This is a genomic window from Acinetobacter sp. V91_7, assembly GCF_031799075.1.
In the GTDB taxonomy this organism is placed as follows: Bacteria; Pseudomonadota; Gammaproteobacteria; order Pseudomonadales; family Moraxellaceae; genus Acinetobacter; species Acinetobacter calcoaceticus.
Window position 1 is genome coordinate 1 of the sequence record NZ_JAVQNT010000021.1, and the last position, 22,671, is coordinate 22,671.

At 38.5% G+C, this 22,671-nt stretch carries 18 protein-coding genes; 6 read left to right on the forward strand and 12 right to left on the reverse strand.

From position 1 onward, the window contains the following. Positions 1 to 143 precede the first annotated feature (143 nt). The gene (gene greB, locus RMB03_RS03065; RefSeq protein WP_005038756.1) at positions 144 to 638 is read right to left on the reverse strand and encodes a transcription elongation factor GreB; all 495 of its coding nucleotides are present in this window, start codon (positions 636 to 638) and stop codon (positions 144 to 146) included. Positions 639 to 1,010: 372 nt separating this feature from the next. On the opposite strand from greB, the gene RMB03_RS03070 reads away from it, so the two are divergent. Then, positions 1,011 to 2,123: a transglycosylase SLT domain-containing protein gene (locus RMB03_RS03070; RefSeq protein ID WP_004643829.1), complete on the forward strand. Its 1,113-nt coding sequence runs from the start codon at positions 1,011 to 1,013 to the stop codon at positions 2,121 to 2,123. Between the two features lie 91 nt (positions 2,124 to 2,214). Here the strand turns inward: RMB03_RS03070 and RMB03_RS03075 are convergent, their stop codons facing one another. Together RMB03_RS03075 and ttcA are read right to left on the reverse strand one after the other, a co-directional pair. Beyond that, positions 2,215 to 2,598: an SCP2 sterol-binding domain-containing protein gene (locus tag RMB03_RS03075; protein WP_003650124.1), complete on the reverse strand. Its 384-nt coding sequence runs from the start codon at positions 2,596 to 2,598 to the stop codon at positions 2,215 to 2,217. Positions 2,599 to 2,802: 204 nt separating this feature from the next. Next, positions 2,803 to 3,708, reverse strand: a complete 906-nt coding sequence (gene ttcA, locus RMB03_RS03080) for a tRNA 2-thiocytidine(32) synthetase TtcA (protein ID WP_311073794.1) — start codon at positions 3,706 to 3,708, stop codon at positions 2,803 to 2,805. Between the two features lie 504 nt (positions 3,709 to 4,212). On the opposite strand from ttcA, the gene RMB03_RS03085 reads away from it, so the two are divergent. Both RMB03_RS03085 and htpX read left to right on the forward strand, forming a co-directional pair. Beyond that, complete coding sequence (locus RMB03_RS03085) at positions 4,213 to 5,073, forward strand: lytic transglycosylase domain-containing protein (protein ID WP_035364169.1); 861 nt, start codon at positions 4,213 to 4,215, stop codon at positions 5,071 to 5,073. 247 nt (positions 5,074 to 5,320) lie between these two features. Beyond that, a complete protein-coding gene (gene htpX / locus RMB03_RS03090) occupies positions 5,321 to 6,226 on the forward strand; it encodes a protease HtpX (protein ID WP_003650116.1) in 906 nt (301 codons plus the stop codon). A gap of 49 nt (positions 6,227 to 6,275) precedes the next feature. Here the strand turns inward: htpX and RMB03_RS03095 are convergent, their stop codons facing one another. Together RMB03_RS03095 and RMB03_RS03100 are read right to left on the reverse strand one after the other, a co-directional pair. Next, positions 6,276 to 6,851 (reverse strand): DUF4112 domain-containing protein, encoded by a 576-nt coding sequence (locus RMB03_RS03095; RefSeq protein WP_311073797.1) that lies wholly within the window; start codon positions 6,849 to 6,851, stop codon positions 6,276 to 6,278. A gap of 73 nt (positions 6,852 to 6,924) precedes the next feature. Next, complete coding sequence (locus tag RMB03_RS03100; protein ID WP_311073799.1) at positions 6,925 to 10,020, reverse strand: multidrug efflux RND transporter permease subunit; 3,096 nt, start codon at positions 10,018 to 10,020, stop codon at positions 6,925 to 6,927. Between the two features lie 263 nt (positions 10,021 to 10,283). On the opposite strand from RMB03_RS03100, the gene RMB03_RS03105 reads away from it, so the two are divergent. Then, complete coding sequence (locus tag RMB03_RS03105) at positions 10,284 to 11,426, forward strand: glycerophosphodiester phosphodiesterase (RefSeq protein WP_311073801.1); 1,143 nt, start codon at positions 10,284 to 10,286, stop codon at positions 11,424 to 11,426. Between the two features lie 46 nt (positions 11,427 to 11,472). On the opposite strand, the gene RMB03_RS03110 is transcribed toward RMB03_RS03105, so the two are convergent. Then, entirely contained in the window at positions 11,473 to 12,435 is a 963-nt protein-coding gene (locus RMB03_RS03110; RefSeq protein ID WP_151743846.1) for an MBL fold metallo-hydrolase, read from the reverse strand. A gap of 106 nt (positions 12,436 to 12,541) precedes the next feature. Here RMB03_RS03110 and RMB03_RS03115 point away from each other — a divergent pair, with 106 nt between their 5' ends. Then, the gene (locus RMB03_RS03115; protein WP_311073805.1) at positions 12,542 to 12,916 is read left to right on the forward strand and encodes a diacylglycerol kinase; all 375 of its coding nucleotides are present in this window, start codon (positions 12,542 to 12,544) and stop codon (positions 12,914 to 12,916) included. 170 nt (positions 12,917 to 13,086) lie between these two features. Here RMB03_RS03115 and groL read toward each other — a convergent pair whose 3' ends face one another. From groL to RMB03_RS03135, 4 genes are all read right to left on the reverse strand, one after another. Next, complete coding sequence (gene groL / locus RMB03_RS03120; protein WP_005038745.1) at positions 13,087 to 14,721, reverse strand: chaperonin GroEL; 1,635 nt, start codon at positions 14,719 to 14,721, stop codon at positions 13,087 to 13,089. A gap of 58 nt (positions 14,722 to 14,779) precedes the next feature. Then, a complete protein-coding gene (gene groES, locus RMB03_RS03125; protein ID WP_002120604.1) occupies positions 14,780 to 15,070 on the reverse strand; it encodes a co-chaperone GroES in 291 nt (96 codons plus the stop codon). Between the two features lie 189 nt (positions 15,071 to 15,259). Next, complete coding sequence (locus RMB03_RS03130; protein WP_311073812.1) at positions 15,260 to 16,018, reverse strand: metallophosphoesterase family protein; 759 nt, start codon at positions 16,016 to 16,018, stop codon at positions 15,260 to 15,262. Then, positions 15,999 to 16,937 carry a diacylglycerol kinase family protein gene (locus RMB03_RS03135; protein ID WP_311073814.1) on the reverse strand — a complete coding sequence of 313 codons (939 nt, stop codon included), beginning with the start codon at positions 16,935 to 16,937 and terminating at the stop codon, positions 15,999 to 16,001. Before RMB03_RS03135 ends, RMB03_RS03130 begins: the two co-directional genes overlap by 20 nt. Positions 16,938 to 17,330: 393 nt before the next feature. On the opposite strand from RMB03_RS03135, the gene RMB03_RS03140 reads away from it, so the two are divergent. Then, positions 17,331 to 19,163, forward strand: coding sequence for a phosphoenolpyruvate carboxykinase (GTP) (locus RMB03_RS03140; protein WP_311073817.1), 1,833 nt, complete (start codon positions 17,331 to 17,333; stop codon positions 19,161 to 19,163). A 41-nt stretch (positions 19,164 to 19,204) separates the two neighbouring features. Here the strand turns inward: RMB03_RS03140 and glpD are convergent, their stop codons facing one another. Then, positions 19,205 to 20,722, reverse strand: coding sequence for a glycerol-3-phosphate dehydrogenase (gene glpD, locus RMB03_RS03145; protein WP_311073819.1), 1,518 nt, complete (start codon positions 20,720 to 20,722; stop codon positions 19,205 to 19,207). Positions 20,723 to 20,872: 150 nt separating this feature from the next. After that, on the reverse strand, positions 20,873 to 22,381 hold the full coding sequence (glpK, locus tag RMB03_RS03150) for a glycerol kinase GlpK (RefSeq protein WP_311073821.1): 1,509 nt from the start codon (positions 22,379 to 22,381) through the stop codon (positions 20,873 to 20,875). Positions 22,382 to 22,671 lie beyond the last annotated feature (290 nt).

Below are 22,671 nucleotides of genomic sequence, written 5' to 3' on the forward strand. Positions count from 1 at the left end.
CACACCCTCGTCGGTTTTCAAGACCGGTGCATTAAACCGCTCTGCCACGCTTCCAACGAGCGCTATAATATAAACAAAAACACAAGTTGGCAAATCTTTTATTTAACTTTTAATTCAAACGCTCAAAATAAATACAAATTGATTTATTTTTCTGGGTTTTCGCTCTTTTCATAGCGAATTGTATTGATATACCAAAGCTTTTTTCCAGATGGCGTGTGCACTTCAATCTCATCATCTACTTCTTTGCCTAGCAGTGCACGGGCCATAGGCGATTCAATCGAAATATGCTGCGGGTGATGATCATAAATTTCGTCAATCCCTACAATACGTAAAGTTTTTTGCTCACCCTCTTCATTTTCAATCTCGACCCAAGCGCCAAAATAAACCTTACCGGCTTGCTCAGGGGAGTAATCAATGATTTTTAATTCTTCTAAACGTTTTCCTAAATAGCGTACTCGTCGATCAATTTTTCTCAGTAGCTGCTTGTTGTACTGATAATCTGCATTTTCACTGCGATCACCCAAGCTTGCAGCCCAATTCACTTTCTTTGTGATTTCCGGTCGTTCTTCATGCCAAAGTTGTTTTAATTCAGCAACTAATTTGTCATGCCCAGATCGAGTGATTAAGTTAGATTTCATGATTAAAAACCACTGTTCAACAACATATCGCTTACAAGATGTAGCATTTTATACCCTATTTTCTCATATCAGAAGTGTATAAATTTTCTTCCTTAAGAAATTCATGTGTTTATGATGATATATCGAATATTTAATTGTACGAAATTTGACAATACTTTTTTTCAATACTATGATGCGCGCAGATTAAATGTTGAGCATTTTTTAACCTTTTAGAAAACTATGTAGATTTTCTACACAGTTTGTTTTTTTCATTTCATGTCATTTTGAATGACGTCATGACTGCCCACCCCTTATTGAATTTATCAACTTTTAAAAGTTATGGCAGCTTATTGTCTGACTTTTTGGGCATAAATTATCTGTAGCGGAGACAACATGCACAGTAATTCAAGTTCAGGGTCGAGGCTTTGCCTTAACTCTTTATTTTCTTCTCTCCCGTTAAAAGCACTTGCACTCAGTACTATGCTTTTTCCATTTCATAGTATTAATGCAGGAAAAACCCTACAGTACAATACTGTAGTAAATACAAATACTCTAACTGTTGTTGCGGTAGAAAGCCCGACAACCGTTTTCAAAGAAGATCAGTTTTTACATGGTTTTGGTTACGACTTAGCACGTAACTATGCACAAACCCTTAATGTAAAGCTGGACTTTAAAATTGTGGCAGACAATGCCACTGCACTTAGATGGGTTCAGCAAGGTAAAGCAAACTTTGCGATGACGACCGCAGGTTTAAGTACCATCGAGAACAAAGGTTTAATGTCCTTTTCTGCAAGTTGTGGTGACACAGTCAATTTGCAGAAAAATGGTTTAAATTCTGAGTTGAGCTGGGTATTTAAACAAGCTGATGACCCCCTCACCCAGACTGCTAGTGGCTTTGTATGCCAAAGTAAGCAAAATGGTGTGACTCAGCAACTTGCTTCTTTCTATAATCGTAATGTGGTGAAACCAGAAGCTTGGTCAACCATTCAGCGTGACTTAACGACGCGTTTACCGATTTATAAAGCGAGCTTTAAACAAAGTGCAGCTAAATATGATCTTGACTGGCATTTACTTGCAGCCATTGGTTATCAAGAATCATACTTAAAGCCAGAATCTGTTTCTCCCACAGGCGTTCGTGGCTTAATGATGCTGACCAATAGCACTGCTCGAGCAATGGGTGTGAGCAATCGTAGTGATCCAGCTCAAAGCATTCAAGGTGGCGCGAAGTATTACGACCAGATGCTAAGTGAATATGATGACATTCCTTTCCCTGATCGGAACTGGTATGCGCTTGTGGCCTATAATATGGGACCGGGTGCGGTAAACCAGATTCAGAAGCGCTTACAGGCACAAGGGAAAGATCCAAATCAGTGGGTTAATCTCTACGATTATTTGCAAAGTAATAAAACGCGTAATGGCCGATATAAGCAAGCGGTTCAATATGTCACTCGTATTCGTGCTTATCTTGAACATATCAAAACGGCGCAAACACGAATCAATATCTAATTTTTATTGTTTAAAAGTTGATAAATTCATTGTTTGTATAAATAAAAAGCTTACCTCTATAGGTAAGCTTTTTATATGAATTCTTTGAAATTTAAGCTGTTTGCTCTAACACTTTCTTGAACAAATCTTTTTGTTCTTGGCTTGGCTTAGCTGTTTGTAAAGCCATCAATTGAGACATATCGCCTTGAACTTTAATTTTACCAGTCATGAATGCCTGCATAGCAGCAGCCATATCAAACTCTAAGAATACTTTACGTAAAGTTTCAGCATCCATGTTTAAAGTTGTTTTGGCATTTGAAGACAAACCTTTTTTGATTTTACCCCCATCTAAAGCTAATTCGGTATTTCCAGAAGCATCTGTAACTACTAAATTAATTGCCAAATTCGCAAGAGCAGGTGGCAAATTAAGATCCCCTGCTTCAGCAGTTAATTTTTCGACAGTAGCAAACCAATCTTCAGTTAAAAATGCAGGCATGATTCTTCCTCAAATTTATTTGTTCAATTTCTCTAGTTGCCTATCCAGACAACATCATGTGAAGCAATTCTGCTTGAGCGTTGTTATAGCATGTAATTTAAATTTTGGGCTATGACTTTTTGTACGGAACATTCATTTTTTAGTATTTTGATACATTAAAGGCACTTGTTTATAAAGTGCCTTTAATTGACTTATCAAGTAGTTTTACTCAGCAGCAAAACTTAAGTTCACGACATCTAAACGGTTTTTAAGCTCTTCAGGATCTTTAAAATCCAGCTCGCGCTGAGAATCTAGCGCTTCGAAATCGAACAGTTCACGGTCCGCTAACTGAGATGGAGATACGTTTTGTAACGCACCGAAAATGCTGTGTAAACGTTTCGGATATTGTTTATCCCAGTCACGTAGCATTTCATTGAGCATAGCACGCTGTAAGTTTTCCTGCGAGCCACAAAGGTTACATGGAATGATTGGGAACTGACGCAACTCGGCATATTTGATGATGTCTTTTTCTTCAACATAAGCCAATGGACGAATCAGAATATTCTTTTTATCTGATGATAAAAGCTTTGGAGGCATTGCCTTTAAACTACCACCATGAAACAGATTTAAGAAGAACGTTGCAAGAATGTCATCGCGATGATGTCCTAAAGCAACTTTAGTCGCACCAATTTCTTGTGCAAAGCCATACAAAGAACCACGGCGTAAGCGCGAACATACTGCACAGTAGGTTTTACCTTCCGGTGTTAAACGCTTAGTAATGGTATAGGTGTCTTTTTCTAAAATGTAATATGGAATGTTATTTTCTTCCATATAACGAGATAAGACATCTTCAGGAAAGCCTGGTTGCTTTTGGTCAAGGTTAACCGCAACAACATCAAAATTGATTGGTGCAATACGTTTAAACTGCAACATGATATCGAGCAAGGTATAACTGTCTTTACCACCAGACACACACACCATGACCTTATCGCCCTCTTCAAGCATATTGAAGTCACGAATAGCATGCCCAACTTGACGGCGAAGCTTCTTGAGCAAACGGTAATAGGCCGAGCTTGTTGGAAGTTCAGGCTTAAAATTAAATCCCTGATTAGACTCAACTGGCGCGTACATAGACGAGATATACCCATAAATAAAAATACCGCGCAATTTTATATGATTCGGACGAGAATCGCATCAAAAGAATAGTTTCAATTCTTGAAGCCGTCACATTGCTCCTGCATGATGCAAAAGTCGTGCTCTATTTTGACTGAAGCGTTCAAAATATGTGCAAAGTGCTTACTTTTTGGACTTTTCCACAGTTTTCCACAAAACCTGTGGATAAAATTGTGGATTTCTTCGTACTTGACAAACTGTTTAGGCCTTCTGTTAAGGGTTTTATTTAAATTGATCATTTTTTAACCAATGTTTTTTACCTTTTAATATCAACATGTTACCCAAGTCAATAGAATCATTTTAAAAATAATTTTTAATTTTTTTTGATGAGCATTCGAACAAAACAGCTTGATTTTTTGAAAGAGTCGAAATAAAAAAAATTACACAAAAGTTCTTTCTGTAATATTTTTTGATAAACTCTTCGACAAGTTTTGAATACCTTAAAATTGTGAATAACATAAAATGAAAAAATCGGTTCAATTTCTTTTTTCTTGTTTCGTGGGGATGACCACTTTTTCGGTCGGCATAACGTCGAGCTCAGCAGGTCAGATGTATATTTACCAAGATAAAAATGGTAGTACATTGCTGACGAATCGAAAAAGTTATGATCAATCACTTAAGAAAGTAAAAGTGACCTATTACCCTGACAGTAATATCCACAGTTATACGAACTGGGGAGCCTCAGAAGCCTCTGTTCTGCCAAGCTATAATAAAAATAAAAATGCTTTTGACCACATTATTAAACAGGCTGCACAGCAACACGGCGTATCAGAAGGCTTAATTAAGGCCGTCATGCATACCGAGTCAGGATTTAATGTAAATGCTCGCTCTCCTGTGGGTGCACAAGGTCTTATGCAGCTTATGCCTGCGACTGCACGTCGATTTAACGTGACCAATGCCTTCGATGCTCAGCAAAATATTTTTGCAGGTGCAAAATATTTAAGCTGGCTGCTCAAACGTTTTCGTGGCAATACACAAATGGCTCTTGCTGCTTACAATGCAGGTGAAGGTAACGTTGATAAATACGGCGGTATTCCACCTTTTCGTGAAACACAAGATTACGTGCGCCGTGTAACCAGTCGATATCAAAACTTATATTCATCTGGTTCAGGTTTTTCATCTTTTACTAATACTTCTGCGCAAGTCTCTTCTCAATCTTCTAATTTAACGGACAACACAACAGCCCAAATAGCAGCACCAGCACCTAAATATTCCTCTTCTCGTCAAATTGTGACTTTATCTAATGGGACATTTACTGATGCGCCTACGGGTACTTATGTCACGAACAACGCCACTGCTATCGCACATATTCGAATTGAATAAAAACTTTTAGTGACGGATCTATTTCCTCAAGTTCCTGTGCTTTAAATTGTAATGATCTATTACCTGATCCTTACCATTTAGGCGAATTTAGCCAATAATTCTTTAAATTTAGGTACATTCTGCTACGTGAAAGAATGTATCAATTCCTTATTTTTTTCTTGAATTTTTCTCCTAAGCCCCGCATATTAGCTGCATGATTTAGAATTTGTAAATCAGATAACATTTTATTTATAAGAGGGTTTTCTCAATGATGCGGATTGGTTTGTTTTTGCTTACCAACCTCGCGGTACTGGTTGTAGCTGGCATTATTTTGTCACTCTTCGGTGTCGGTAGTTACCATGGCGCGGGTGGCTTGAATCTAGGCAACCTTTTAGTAATCTGTTTTGTGTTTGGTATGGTGGGATCTTTAATCTCGTTATTCATGTCAAAATGGATGGCTAAGAAAACGACCGGTACAGAACTGATCGACCCGAATGCTCCTCGTAACCAAGCTGAAAGCTGGTTATTGCAAACAGTCGCTGAACTTTCTCAACGTTCTGGTATTAATATGCCAGAGGTTGGTATTTTTCCATCATATCAATCCAATGCCTTTGCAACAGGCTGGAATAAAAATGATGCCTTAGTTGCCGTTTCATCTGGTCTACTTGAGCGTATGAATAAAGACGAGCTCCGTGCTGTGCTTGCGCATGAGATTGGTCACGTTGCGAATGGTGATATGGTTACCCTAGCACTCATCCAAGGTGTCGTGAATGCCTTTGTAATGTTCTTTGCTCGTGTAGTCGGTGACTTTATCGACCGTAATGTTTTTGGTCGTCAGGATGATGAAGCACCGGGTATGGGTTACTTCGTTATTACCATGGTATTAGATATTGTCTTTGGTATTCTCGCTTCTGCGATTGTGATGTGGTTCTCTCGTTATCGTGAATATCGTGCTGATGAAGCAGGTGCGCGTTTAGCAGGTAAACAAGCAATGATTTCTGCATTATTACGTCTACAAGCTGAGACAGAAATGCCAGATCAAATGCCAAAAGAAATGAAAGCTTTCGCGATTGCGGAAGGTAAAGAACAAGGTTTCAGTTTAGCTGCTTTGTTCCAAACCCACCCAACAATTGAACAACGTGTGGCAGCTTTACATCAATTAGATTGCCCATAAAACGTTTAACGTGAAGAAATAAAGCCTCCAATCGGAGGCTTTATTTTTATTACATTGATTGATAAAAGCTCCACAGATAACTTGCTCCCCACCAAACAGCCAAGCCAATTAAAAGTAGTACAAAAGCACCTAATAAATCGGGTATATGTAACCATAACCAACTGACTACAGGATTACGCCAGAAAGCTGAATATTGCTGCTTCTTTTCGAGCTGTTCATGTAAATATGGATGAACGACATGAATATCACTTTGAATCGCATATTCTTCGCGTATGTGCGTATGCACCACATCTAATGCTTTTCTACTAGGTCGTATAAATATATCAAAAATAGTTCCTGCAACTGGAACAAAGCCCACTACAGCATCTACAACTGCCAGTTTGATGACTGGAGTTAATTTATGTTGAGGCACACCAATTTGTTTGGCTTTATAAATGGCATAGCAAGTCAGCGCGAAACCAGCGACATCACCAGCAATTGGAATAGTACTCAGTGCAGCATCAGCACCAATACCCTGCTTTGTAAAAGGAATTCGAACCGCACTATCCATCATAGTTGCGAACTTAGCGAGATCTCGTTCTAGTGCGATGACCTGCTGCTCTGTTAATTTTTTTTCTTGAGGCATCTCAATCAAATACACTAAGGAAAGTTAAACTTAATATACTTGATTTAATGCCTCTTTTTAAAATAGTTTGCTTTTAACTAGAAGCTTTCGATCTAAACAATGAACGAAGCAACACGTACATCACTGGAATAAAGAATAAAACCAGCACAGTACCAAACATGACGCCACCTAAAATACTAATACCGATTTCTTGGCGGCTCACAGCCCCTGCGCCTTGAGCAAAGACCAAAGGGATTACTCCAGCACCAAAGGCTAAGGAAGTCATTAGAATGGGTCTTAAACGCAAGCTAGCGCCTTCTAAAGCCGCTTGAATTGCATTCTTACCCTTTTCTTGAGCCAAGGCTGCAAACTCAACAATCAAAATTGCGTTTTTACACGATAGGCCAATCGTGGTTAATAGTGCGATTTGGAAATATACGTCATTCGGCAGGCCGAAAATATAAGAGAAAATTACACTTCCCCCTACGCCAAGCGGAATAGATGTCATCACAGCGGCTGGAATGCTTAAGCTTTCATATAAAGCAGCTAAACATAAGAAAATAAAGCCTGCTGAAATTAAATATAACCAGACGGCCTGATTTGTCGACTTCTGTTCTTCAAAAGATAAACCTGTCCACGCTAAACCGACATCTTTTTGCTGATTTACGAGTTGTTCAACATCTTTCATTGCCTGACCTGAACTGCTGCCACTCGCAACATCTGCCTGTAGCTGTAAAGCACTATATCCCATATAGCGTTTTACGATTTCAGGAGCTCCGCCCCAACTAAAGTTAGCAAATGAACTAAAAGGCACCATTTCATTTTGGTTATTACGTACAGACCAGTTATATAAATCTTCTGGTTTCGATCTGAACTCCGCATCACCTTGAATCATGACACGCTTGATACGACCGCGGTCAATAAAGTCATTTACATAAGTTCCACCCCACGCACTCGACAGGGTGTTATTAATTGCAGGGAGTTCTAAACCATTTGCTAATGCTTGTTTCTGGTCAATCTTAATATTGAGGTTTGCTTTACTATTGGTTGATTGCTTATCAAAGTTTTCAAAACTTGAGTAGCTTTTGCTCTGTGTTTGCAACTGACGGAAGGTGCTATCTAGAAAATCTTGCCCCTGCCCATTTAAATCTTGAATCCATAAATCCATACCATCAGTTTGACCTAAACCATTGACCGAAGCAGGTAAAGTCACATTGATTTGAGCATTATTAAAACGACTAAAATATTTCATCGCACGCTTTTGTATAGCGTCTGCCGAATCATCTTTTCCTGTACGCACATCCCACGGTTTTAAAGCAATAAATCCTTGTGCCAAGTTCTGTCCTGTACCCGAGTAATTTCGGCCATAACGGATTAAAACCAAGTCGACATTTTTATCTTCTTGAGTCAGGAAATATTGACGAACTTGTTCACCAATTTTCTGACTTTGAGAAATTGGGGCACTATCTACAAGCTTAATTTGAACACTTAAAATACCTTGATCTTCTTTAGGAATAAATCCACTTTTTAAACCGCTATAGAACAGGGCGAAAACAGCAATCAAAGCCACAAAAATCACAACAACCGATTTACTATAACGAATGCTTGTTTGTACGATCTTGATATATTGATTTTTAAGTTGATCAATTTTTTGGTTAAACCAAACCGCCCAACGCATAGGCTCAGGGTTAGGTTTTAAAATTAGGGCACACAAAGCAGGTGTTAGGACTAGGGCAACGACGAGCGATAACGCCATAGCAGCAACTAAAGTAATGGAAAACTGGCGGTAAATCACCCCAATTGAACCACCTAAAAAAGACATTGGAATAAAAACCGCAGTTAAAACCAATGTAATCCCAATTAAAGCTCCACTAATTTCTCCCATCGACTCAATGGCTGCTTCTTTCGGTGTTAAGTGCTGTTCATGCATGAGCCGTTCAACGTTTTCCACGACTACAATTGCATCATCTACTAACAAGCCAATGGCGAGGACCAGTGCAAATAAAGTTAAAGTGTTAATACTAAAACCAAGCACATATAAGACAGCAAAAGTTCCTAAAATAACAACCGGCACAGTAATACTCGGAATGAGTGTCGCACGCCAGCTTTGTAAAAATAGGAACATCACCAAAATAACGAGAATAATCGCTTCAACAAGCGTCTTTACAACTTCCTTAATCGACTCTTGAACAAACGGCGTGTTATCTCGTGGATAAACAATTTTATATCCGGCTGGTAACTTGCTTGTAAGCTGATCTAGAGTTTGATGAATAAGCTTAGAGGTTTGAATGGCATTCGCACCTGAAGATAGCGAAATACCTAAACCTGCGGCAGGATAACCATTAATGGTATTAAAAGACTGATAATTTTCTGCACCCAACTCAACTCTGGCAATATCTTTTAAATAGACATAGCTCGCTGTTTGATTTGATTTCACTACAATATTTTTAAACTCTTCGACTGTTTTTAGTCGAGAACCGGCTGTAACTTTCGTATTTAAATACTGCCCATCGATAACAGGTAAATCACCAATCGCACCCGCAGCCACTTGTGTATTTTGAGCAGTGATTGCACTGGCAACATCACTTGGCATTAAATTATATTGTTTTAATTTATCGGGGTTTAGCCAGATTCGCATTGCATATTGCGAACCAAAAACATCCGACTCGCCTACCCCTTCAATACGGTTCAGGTCATCTACCACATGCGTAGTTAAGTAATCCGATAGCTCAATATTGCCTGATTTACCTGTCGAGTCATATAAACCTACCACCATAAAAGTATCACCGAGTGACTTACTTACCGTCACCCCTTGGCGCTGCACTTCATCGGGTAAACGTCTTATGACGCCACTAATACTATTTTGTACTTGTACCTGTGCCGTATCAGGATTTGTTCCATTATCAAAACTAATCGTAATTCGGCTACGTCCTGATGAGTCACTGGTCGAACTGAAATAAAGTAAGTGATCTATACCCTGTATTTGCTGTTCTAAAATCTGAGTAACACTTTGCTCAACCGTTTGTGCATCTGCCCCACTATAACTTGCTGATACTGTAATTTTTGGAGGGGCAATATCAGGATAACGTTCTACGGGTAAATTCAGCACCGAGAAAATACCAAATGCCATAACAATAATTGCTAGTACACTGGCAAAAATAGGGCGCTGAATAAAGAATTTAGATAGCATGGCTGCTCAGAATTAAGTCGTCAATTAACAGGTGGCAATACCGAATTCGGCATCTTGATCATCAACGAGCGATATATAAAAGACAAGTAGAATTAACACAATAAATGCAATTAAGACAAAAACAAAGCCAGAATGGGCATTTCCTACAAACCCATAAACAAGGTTTTAACAAGTGTCACTAAAAATTCATGAATTCTTCATGATCATGTCAAGTTCAATCGGGAGACTAGTTTCGTTTAGACTAAAACAATATGAGTAGAATTATGTTTAAAAAAGCAATTTTATGCTTAAGTTTAATTAGCTTAGTTGGTTGTAATGACGATGATAAAACTGAAAACACACCAACTACGCCAGAATATCAACTTCCTAAAATTCTAGTAGTAGGACACCGTGGCGCTAGCGCTTTACGTCCAGAACACACTTTAGCTTCATATCAAAAAGCCATAGATGATGGTGCAGATTTTATTGAACCAGATCTAGTATCGACAAAAGATGGTATATTGGTTACTCGCCATGAAAATGAGATTGGCGGCACAACCAATGTAAGTACCTTAAGCCAGTTTGCAGACCGTAAAATAACAAAAAATATTGATGGTAAAGACTTAACAGGTTGGTTTACAGAAGACTTCACTTTAAGTGAATTACAGCAACTTAAAGCCCGTGAACGTATTCCAGAGTTTCGACCAGCAAACACAGCTTATAATGACCTTTACCCTGTCCCAACTCTAGAACAAGTGATTGAGCTGGCTGAAGCAAATTATAAGAAAACGGGAAAAATTATTGGTCTATATATTGAAACCAAACATCCTACTTACTTTAAAAATCATAATCTGGCAATGGAAGATGCCCTTCTTAAAACATTAGCCAAATATAAATATACGCGTGATATTGCACCTGTTTATTTACAGTCTTTTGAAGTGAGTAATTTAAAATATTTAAAAGATCAGCTCGACCTTCATAAAACGATTAAACACGCACAAATCATTCAACTATATGATGCTAAGACTTCACAACCAGCCGACTTTGTTGAATCTGGAGAAACTAAAACTTATGCCGATTTAGCCACAGCACAAGGTTTAAAAGACGTGGCTAAATACGCAAACGGTGTAGGACCAAGTAAAGGCTATATTCTTAACTTTAATAACAATGGCTCAGTTCAAACGACTTCATTTATTTCTGATGCACATACGGTTGGCTTAAAAGTACATCCTTATACTTTCCGTCCAGAAAATAATTTTTTACCAGCGCCTTTAAAATGCAGTCAAGATAAACCAGCTGAGCGCTGCCCATCTGGTGCTTTAAAAGAGTTTGAAGCTTATTTCAAAGCAGGTGTTGATGGAGTCTTTACAGATGACCCAGCACTTGGCCGTGAAGCTGTTAATAACTTTGAGAAAGCAGCAAAATAATCAAAGTTTCTAATAAAAAAAATAGGGCAATAAATGCCCTGTTTTTTTATTTCTCTACGACATTATCAAAATAGAGCGGGATCCACTGATATTGCTCAGCATTTACTTTATAAACATGACCAATACCTGGGAATGGTAGATGTGGCGCTGCGACCCATTGCTGCTTATTTGAAATTTCAGCAAACATTTTTAAACGGGTATTAATCGCCTGCTCAGAATTCACATCAAAATCCACACCAGTTTTTGGAGCATCAAACTGCAAAGAATGTGAGTGAACAATGTCTCCAACAAAAATGATTTGCTGATCATTACTTTTTAAGCGAAAGCTGTGATGACCAGGCGTATGACCACGTGTATCGATCACTTCAAAGCCTTGAATGACATCACCATCTTTAAATGTCTTAAATGCTTTTTTTGCTTGATAGGGAGCAAGAGCAGTTTTTACGTTTTTCACAGTACCTAAATAGCTTTCTTTTTTATCCGCTGGCACTGTTTTTTCAGAAGCTGGATTTAACCAATAATCAGCCTCGCGTTCATGTGCATAAACGGTTGCATTTGGAAATACAGCTTTTCCATTTTGAGCAATACCGCATACATGGTCTGGGTGTAAATGCGTGAGCAATACTGTTTTTACATTTGCAAGTTGATAACCTGCCAATTCAATATTTTTTGCAATCGAGCCAAGCTGTGGACCAAAGCAGCTTGCTGCGCCACTGTCTACAAGCGTCAAACTTTTGCCATCATCTACTAAAAATGCATTGACCGAAGTTTGAATACCCTTCTCATTCACAGCAGCATATTTAGTTAATATTTTAGTTTTCTGAGTCTGATTTAAGTTTTTAAACAAGTTAGGATTTAAATAAATCGTGCCATCGAGCAAAGAGGTTACACGGTATTTGCCAAATTGATGGTGATAATAACCCGGTACTTGTTGGGTAGGAGCTTGCTCGGCATACGTTGCATGCATGCTACAAAATGCAAGACCCAAAGCTATACATAATTTTTTCATCTCTTCTTCTCTATTCAGTTATAAAGTCAAAATCTTTAAAAAAGATTTAATAATTTTTTAAGACCCAAATTGTATAATGCATGAAATGTGTCAGAAATATAAGTAAATGAATAGCTATTCTCCTTATAAGGGCAAAACTGGTCTTAAGCGCATATTAAATGCAATGGGCTACTCTATTTCCGGATTTAAAGCAGCGTATAAAAATGAGGCAGCTTTCCGTCAAATTGTTTTTATTAATCTTATTTTAATTCCAGTTAGTTTTTTTCTTGATGTAACCCGCAGTGAACATGTCTTACTCATTATTGTATGTTTATTTGCAATGATCGTTGAACTGTTCAATTCAGCTATTGAAGCAGTGGTTGATCGAGTTTCTCTTGAAAAACATCAACTTTCTAAAAATGCAAAAGATATGGGAAGTGCTGCTCAATTTGTTGCACTTTCTATTATTGCCATTACATGGTTGTTCATTTTATTAGGATAAAAAAAACCATGCTTATAAGTAAATAAGCATGGCTGTAACAAAGAGGAACTTCTAGCTGCTGTTCCTGTTTTTTAATATAAGTCATTGAACTTAACGATTTCTTAAAATCACGTAAAATAAAAAATCCCTGCATTTGCAGGGATTTTTTTAGTTAAAGCGTTGATGTGTTATTACATCATGCCGCCCATACCACCCATACCGCCCATATCTGGAACAGCTGGTTTATCTTCTGGAATGTCAGTAATCATACATTCTGTAGTTAACATTAAACCAGCTACAGAAGCAGCGTGTTCAAGTGCAGAACGAGTTACTTTAGCAGGGTCAAGAATACCCATTTCTAACATATCGCCATATTCGCCAGTTGCAGCGTTATAACCGAAGTTACCTTCACCAGCTTTAACTGCATTAATCACTACAGATGGCTCATCACCTGCGTTTGAAACGATTTGACGAAGTGGAGCTTCGATCGCACGGCGTAAAATGTTGATACCCGCAGTTTGATCTTCGTTAGCACCTTTTAGGTTGTCTAATACATTTACAGCACGTACTAGCGCAACACCACCACCAGCAACAACACCTTCTTCAACTGCTGCGCGAGTTGCATGAAGTGCGTCGTCTACACGGTCTTTCTTCTCTTTCATTTCAACTTCAGTTGCCGCACCGATTTTAATTACAGCAACACCGCCAGCTAATTTAGCAACACGTTCTTGTAATTTTTCACGGTCATATTCTGAAGAAGATTCTTCAATTTGAGCACGGATTTGTTGAACACGCTCAGCGATTGCAGCTGCATCACCAGCACCATCAACAATAACAGTGTTTTCTTTAGAAACAGTGATCTTGTGTGCAGTACCTAAATCTTGAAGAGTCGCTTGTTCTAAAGACATACCAACTTCTTCAGAAATAACAGTTGCACCAGTCAAGATTGCGATGTCTTGAAGCATTGCTTTACGACGATCACCAAAGCCAGGAGCTTTAACAGCACATACTTTGATAATGCCGCGCATGTTGTTTACAACAAGTGTAGCAAGCGCTTCGCCTTCAACATCTTCAGCGATGATAAGAAGTGGTTTACCAGTTTTCGCAACTGCTTCTAAAACAGAAATCAATTCACGAATATTACCGATTTTTTTGTCAACAAGGAGAATGAACGGGTTTTCAAGTTCAGCCGTTAATGTATCTTGCTTGTTTGCAAAGTACGGAGAGATATAACCACGGTCAAACTGCATACCTTCTACAACATCTAATGCGTCTTCGAAGCCAGAACCTTCTTCTACAGTGATTACGCCTTCTTTACCTACTTTTTCCATCGCTTGAGCGATAAGTTTACCAACAGTAGTATCAGAGTTTGCAGAGATAGAACCAACTTGTTCGATCGCTTTAAAATCATCAGCAGGTTTTGCATTTGAACGGATATTTTCAACTACAGTTCTTACTGCGATATCGATACCACGTTTTAAATCCATTGGGTTCATACCTGCAGTTACAGATTTGATCCCTTCATTTAAAATTGCTTGAGCAAGTACAGTTGCAGTTGTTGTACCGTCACCAGCGATGTCATTAGTTTTGCTTGAAACTTCACGAACAAGTTGAGCACCCATGTTCTCAAACTTGTCTTTTAATGAAATTTCTTTAGCAACAGTTACACCGTCTTTAGTGATGTGCGGAGCACCAAAAGAACGGTCAATAACAACGTTACGGCCTTTAGGGCCTAAAGTCACTTTAACAGCATCTGCAAGTACGTTTACGCCTGCAATCATTTTTGAGCGAGCTGAATCACCAAATTTTACGTCTTTAGCTGACATATTAAACTCCGAATCTTTTTAAATACTGAATCTGATAATGGATTGAGTTATGGATTGATTAGCCTTCCAACACAGCTAAAATATCTGACTCTTTCATGATTAAGAGTTCTTCACCACTTACTTTCACTGTTGTACCTGCATAAGTACCAAACAATACTTTGTCACCAACTTTAACATCCAAAGCACGTACGCCATTCTCAGTGATTTGACCATTACCTACTGCAATTACCTCACCTTGCGAAGGTTTCTCAGCAGCAGAACCTGGAAGTAAAATACCACCAGCAGTTTTGGTTTCTTCTTCTACGCGACGAATTACAACGCGATCATGTAATGGACGAATGTTGCTCATAATTAACTCCACCAGACTAAGTCTTTTTGATTAATCGTTATTGCCATAATCCAGAGCAATAACAAAATATTTAGATGTCACTTTTGTGGGGATGAAAAAAAACGCTTCAAGGGGAAAATGAAAAAAAACTTCTCTTTTTGTTTATTTTTAAGACAACCACATCATTAAGAAATCTTATTAAAATTTAAGTTAGCTAGAAGTGAACTCTCCCTTCGTCGAGTTAAACCAATAGTGATCAATTTCCCCCTCATTTGAAATGACATTAAAACTATTCGGAACATGATAATGCAGACGGCTAGATGTTGCTGTTCCTGCATGAATGTCATAAATAGGATGATCTATTTCTAAATGATAGATCTGCGTCAAATCATATACAGCCGTTTTATGTAGATGCCCGTGTAACATACCGAATAGCCCTGTCGTACTCCATTTTTCGAGAGCCATTTTTCCTAATACAGGACAATCTTTAATACCATGCTCATCATCAGGCGGGGTATAAAAAGGCTGATGAAAAACCACTAACTTAAGTTTATGAGCTGGTCCTTGCTGTAATCGCTCATATGTAGTTTGAATTTGCTCAATCGAAATATGCCCACGTGTGTGATAACGGCGGCGTATACTATTTACGCCAACAATATAAAAATGCTCAGTTTCTAATGTTGGTTCAAGCTGACCAAAAAAATATTGATAGCGAGTAAATGGAGAAAAAAAACGGTTCCAGACATGATACAAAGGAATATCGTGATTACCCGGTACAATAAGATAAGGAATATTAAGACTATCTAAAAATTGGCGACAATTATAAAACTGTTGATATCGAGCACGCTGAGTAATATCTCCACTCACAACAATAACTTCAGGTCTATGTTGGGTACAAAAAAGCCGAATCGCATCTAAACAGGCCTCAATTTCTGTTCCAAAATGCAAATCAGACAGATGTAATAACATTTGGCACCATAATATTTAAAGCATTCTTTTCTACAGTGAAATTTAATGGTGTTTTCATCTCTAATATTTCACCATCTAAAGCCACGGTAAGTTTTGATCTTTTTGCACAATCTACCATCACATGGTCTGCACAAAAACTATAAACATCTTGTGCCTCTTCTACTTTGCCTTGAATCCACTGCCACAACATGTTTAATAAACTAAGCCTATCACTTTTTGTAATGACCACTCCAGCGACTCGCCCTTGTGCAGCACAATCCGCAATTCTTAGTTTCATATCACATAGTTGCAATTGATTATTACCAAAGAAAATTAGAGGTGTTTTGACTGGATATTTCTTCCCATTAACCGTGACGGAGAGTTTCATTGATTTATTTTCTCTTAATAAAACGTCCAAAGCCGAGGTATAGGCATGTAAAGGCAAACGACCTAAGTATTTATTGTAGAGCTCGCGTTTTTTTATAAACAATGGGTAAAGGCCTAAGCTCGCATTGTTCAAATAAATATGATCGTTAATCGTTGCAATATGTACAGAACGTGGTGTACCTGTAGCGATGACTTCAGCAGCTTCTAACAAATCTAAAGGAATATCTAAAACTTTAGCGACATAATTAAAAGTCCCCAAAGGTAAAATTCCCATAGGGATATTGGTATGTCGAAGTTTTGAAGCGACTGCATTTAACGTCCCATCCCCACCAGCTGCAACAACAACGCCTAAATTTGCACTTTGACTATGCCGATGGATAACTTTATTCATCAAATCATCAAAGGTGACGCCCTCTGCTAATTCAAAAACTTGTATTTCAAAACCAAATTCAGTAAGTACAGTCATTAATTGTTCATACATATCTTCATGTTTCGAAGCATGAAAACCTGATTTCTGGTTATAGATGATAGAGAGGGGTTTTAAAGTCCGCATTTTTATTATCTTAGAGAGGATTCACCCTATATTTTGTATAGAAAATCGCCTAATAAAAGTCTCTTTATGTAAATTTCGAATGATGATCATTTGTTTAATCAATAATAATTCTCAAGAAAAAATTTAAACATCAAGTTATTGATTTTAAAATAAATAAATAATATAAATAACACACATACAACATAAAAATGTAAAGGATAAAATACACCAAAAAACAATAACCCCATGATTTTAATCAAAAAAAATAAAAAATCAAAATATCTATTTCTTATTCTTTAGTCTTATTTTTTTTATGATTTTATGCTTTAATACAGCCACTTTTTTATTTGATCTTTCATTGTACCTCAATGAATGACTTGTACATTGTTGTACATATTTTGAATAGGCCTCACCATGACCACAGTGAACGCACCAGAATTCGTTCGTCATCCTAAGCTTATCGCATGGGTTGAAGAAATTGCAAACGTAACCAAACCAGCAAAAATCGAATGGTGTGACGGAAGCGAAGAAGAGTATCAACGTCTAATCGACTTGATGATCGCTAACGGCACCATGCAGAAATTAAACCAAGAAAAACATCCTGGTTCTTATCTTGCAAATTCTGATCCATCTGATGTTGCGCGTGTTGAAGATCGTACCTACATTTGCTCTCATAAGAAAGAAGATGCTGGTGCGACAAACAACTGGGAAGAACCAGCTGTTATGCGTGAAAAGTTAAATGGTTTGTTTGAAGGGTCAATGGAAGGTCGTACAATGTACGTTGTGCCTTTCTCTATGGGTCCACTTGGAAGCCATATTGCTCATATCGGCATTGAGTTAACTGACTCTCCTTACGTTGCTGTTAGCATGCGCAAAATGGCACGTATGGGTAAAGCAGTTTATGACGTGTTAGGTACAGACGGCGAATTTATTCCTTGTATTCATACCGTAGGTGCTCCACTCGCTGAAGGGCAAAAAGACGTTGCATGGCCTTGCAACCCTGAAAAATACATCGTTCATTACCCAGAAACTCGTGAAATCTGGTCTTATGGTTCTGGTTATGGCGGTAACGCATTACTTGGTAAGAAATGTTTAGCACTTCGTATTGCTTCTGTTATGGGACGCGAACAAGGTTGGTTAGCTGAACATATGCTTATTCTTGGTGTAACTAACCCACAAGGTGAAAAACACTATATCGCTGCAGCATTCCCATCTGCATGTGGTAAAACAAACTTCGCAATGTTAATTCCACCAGCAGGCTATGAAGGCTGGAAAATTGAGACTGTAGGTGACGATATTGCCTGGATCAAACCAGGTGAAGATGGTCGTCTATACGCAATCAATCCAGAAGCTGGTTTCTTTGGTGTTGCTCCTGGTACAAATACCAAAACTAACCCTAACTGTATGGCAACTCTTCACAAAGATGTTATCTATACAAACGTTGCGGTGACTAATGATGGTGAAGTATGGTGGGAAGGTCTTTCTAAAGAAATTCCAACTAACTTAACTAACTGGAAAGGTCAACCTCACGTAAATGGTGAAAAAGCTGCTCATCCAAATGCGCGCTTCACTGTTGCTGCTGGTCAATGCCCTTCTATCGATGCTGACTGGGAAAATCCAGCAGGTGTTCCGATTTCTGCATTTATCTTCGGTGGTCGCCGTGCAGATACGGTTCCTTTAGTATCTGAAGCTTTTGATTGGGTTGATGGCGTTTATAAAGCTGCAACTATGGGTTCAGAAACCACTGCTGCTGCTGTTGGTCAACAAGGTATCGTTCGTCGTGACCCATTCGCGATGCTTCCATTTGCTGGCTACAACATGGCTGACTACTTCGATCACTGGTTAAGCCTTGGTGAAGAAGTAAGTACAAAAGCTGAAGCTGCTGGTAATAAATTACCAAAAATCTTCAACGTAAACTGGTTCCGTCGTGATGCTGAAGGCAACTTCGTATGGCCTGGTTTCGGTCAAAACATGCGTGTTCTTGAGTGGATCATTGACCGTTGTGAAGGTCGTGCAAACGCTGTTGAAACACCAATTGGTCTTGTTCCAACTTACGATGACTTGAACTGGGAAGGTACTGATTTCTCTAAAGAAGAATTTGACCTTATCACAGCTCAAAATAAAGATCAGTGGGTTACTGAAATTGAAAGCCACACTGAGTTATTCAATAAACTTGGTGAACGCTTACCAAAAGCATTAAAAGAACGTCAAACAGCTTTACTTGAAGCTGTAAAAACTGGCTTCTAATTGCTAAATATAAAAAAGGTCGCTATATGCGACCTTTTTTATTATGCGGCATCATCTTTTTGTCGACGTCCAGTCAAATAGCTTTCCAAATTTTTTACTTGTGTTTCATCAAATGCCAAACCTAGCTTAGTTCTACGCCACAATATATCTTCTGTCGTATTTGCCCATTCATTTTCATATAAATACTGAACTTCAGATTCAAATAAACCGTGACCAAAATCTTGTCCTAACTGCTCAAGAGCTTTTTTCTCCAGCAAAATATTCCAAATTCTAGAGCCATAAGCATTTGCCCAGCGCGTAGCAAGCTGCTCAGTTACCCCTTCCACTTGGTTTTGAATCCTTATAACTAAATCTTCAAGTGTGGTCCAATTCTCTGCACCAGGTAATACTTCATTTGCGGTCCACTCCTCTCCCATTTCTATGAAAAATGGGCTAAGTTGTTCCAAAGCTGATTCCGCTAATTTCCGGTAGGTCGTAATCTTTCCACCAAATACGGACAGTAATGGAGTGATTTCATCTTCCACTTGCAACGCCACAGTATAGTCACGGGTCACTGCTGAAGGATTATCTGACTCATCATCACATAAAGCACGAACTCCGGAAAACTGACTTACAATATCTGCACGGGTGAGCTGCTTTTTAAAATGTGAATTTGTCACTGCTAAAAGGTAATCAATCTCTACTTCTGTAACCTTTACCTTTTGAGGATCATCCAAATATTCCTGATCTGTTGTACCTATTAATGTGTATTGTTCTAAATAAGGAATGGCAAACACAATACGTCGATCTTCATTTTGCATTATAAAAGCCTTATGGCAATCATACAGTTTAGGCACAACAATATGACTTCCTTGTATAAGCCGAATTTGATATGGCGATTTTAATTGTAGATTTTCACTAATAATTTCCTCGACCCAAGGACCTGCTGCATTTACTAAGGCTTTTGCACGTATTTGATAAAGCTCAGCCCCAGTTTGTAATTCCAGATGCCACAATTCTTGTTGTCTATAAGCCTTAATACATCGTGTTCGTGTTACAACTTTGGCCCCGTTCTCTTTCGCTTGTAGTGCGTTTAATACGACAAGACGTGCATCATCTACAGTACAGTCAGAATATTCAAAGCCACGGGTTATAGCTGGTTTTAAGGGACTATCTTCTTTGAAATAAATGAGATTTGATCCTAATAATTTTTCTCGTTTTCCTAAATGATCATAAAAAAATAGGCCTGCCCGAATTAACCATGCAGGACGTAAATGTGGTCGATGAGGCATAATAAAACGCATTGGTTTAATAATATGAGGCGCTTTAGCCAACAAGACTTCACGCTCTGCTAAAGCTTCCCTGACCAACCGAAATTCTTTATGTTCTAAATAGCGTAAACCGCCATGAATTAATTTGCTGCTCGCAGATGAGGTATGACTAGCTAAATCGTCTTTTTCACATAAAAATACGGATAACCCACGGCCTGCTGCATCATTAGCAATACCGACACCATTAATACCGCCACCAATCACAGCAATATCATATATTTTTGAATAATCATTAGCTTGTACTGTCATTTCTCATTTTCTTTTTATTGTTTATGTTATTAAAAATTAAAACATCAAATTGATGAAACAACAATCAAAAAAGCAGAATAATCAATTTTAAATACCTATCAGGTTAGCCCGTCATTGATTACTCTGCGATTTAATTAGTTTAAGCGGAAATCAATCCTCTGCCCAATTTTGACTACGCTGAACTGCCTTCAACCATCCCTTATACATAACTTCAGTTTCTTCAAGACTGGTACGTGGTTCAAAAACTTTTTCTATTGCAGACTTACTCCTTAATTCATTTAAATCTTGCCAGAAACCTGTTGCCAATCCAGCAAGAAAAGCAGCTCCTAGGGCTGTTGTTTCTTTCATAGTGGGTCGTTCAACTGGTGTGGCTAAAATATCAGCCTGAAATTGCATTAAGAAATTATTAGCAGTTACTCCACCATCAACTCGGAGTGTTCGAAGCTCTTCTTCTGCATCTTGCTGCATAGCGTCAAGTACATCCCGTGTCTGGTAAGCAATTGACTCTAAAGTTGCACGAATAATATGCTCTATACTCGCTCCACGAGTGAGTCCAAAAATTGCCCCTCGAGCGGTCGGATCCCAATATGGAGCACCTAAACCTGTAAAGGCAGGTACTACATATACGCCATTACTATCCTTTACGCGTGTTGCATAAAGCTCCGAGTCTTTAGCGTTCTTAATTACCTTCAACTCATCACGAAGCCACTGTACGCAAGAGCCGCCATTAAACACGGCGCCCTCTAAAGCATAGTTCACTTCACCATGTGCACCACAAGCAATCGTCGTCAGTAAGCCATGCTCTGAACGAACAATCTTTTTACCCGTGTTCATTAAAAGAAAACAGCCTGTGCCATAGGTATTTTTTGCTTGTCCTGGTTCTACGCACATTTGCCCAAAAAGTGCAGCTTGTTGATCCCCTGCTATACCTGCAATTGGAATTCCAACCTCTTGCCCACTAATTGTATGTGTATAGCCATACACCTCCGATGAACTACGCACCTCTGGTAGCATTGCTTTAGGAATATCCAAAGCTTGTAAAAGTTTCTCATCCCATTCAAGCTTTTCAATATCAAAAAGCATTGTTCGCGAAGCATTGGTGAAATCAGTGACATGGGCTGCACCATTGGTTAATTTCCAGATTAACCATGTATCGACCGTACCAAATAATAACTCCCCTCGCTCGGCCCGTTCACGGCTTCCTTCTACACGGTCTAGAATCCATTTTATTTTGGTGGCAGAAAAATAAGGGTCAATCACCAAACCTGTCACTTTACGGACGTGATCTCGCCAACCCGCCTTTTGTAATTGATTACATATCTCTGTAGTTTGACGGCTTTGCCAAACAATTGCATTGTAAATAGGTTTTCCTGTTTTCTTATCCCATACAATTGTGGTTTCTCGCTGGTTTGTAATCCCAATTGCTGCAACTTGCTCACTCTTAATGCCAGCTTGAGCCAATGCCTCTACCCATACCGCACTTTGTGTCGCCCAAATTTCCATAGGATCATGCTCCACCCAACCTGGTTGAGGATAAATCTGGGTAAATTCTTTTTGAGCAATACTTACAACGTTAGCATCATGATCTAAAACAATTGCTCTTGAGCTTGTTGTTCCCTGATCGAAAGCGACAATATATTTTTTCGGGCAATTTGACATCTGAACGTCCCTTTCATTATTTACACACACTAGCTCATGACGATAAAACATCATGTCTAACTGCATTATTCAAAATTTTCTTTGGAATATATCATTGTTTTTAACGCATATATTGCTTGTTAAACTAAACATTGGTCATTCTTGATCAATTTTCTTATCTTTATGGGAAAATAATGTGCAGTAAGTCAAAATTTAGCTACAAGAACATGCGAATTGTCTAATTTGAAACCACATAAATATTCAACCTATCCCTTTGCTTAAATAATAAACATTGTTTTACAGACATAAAA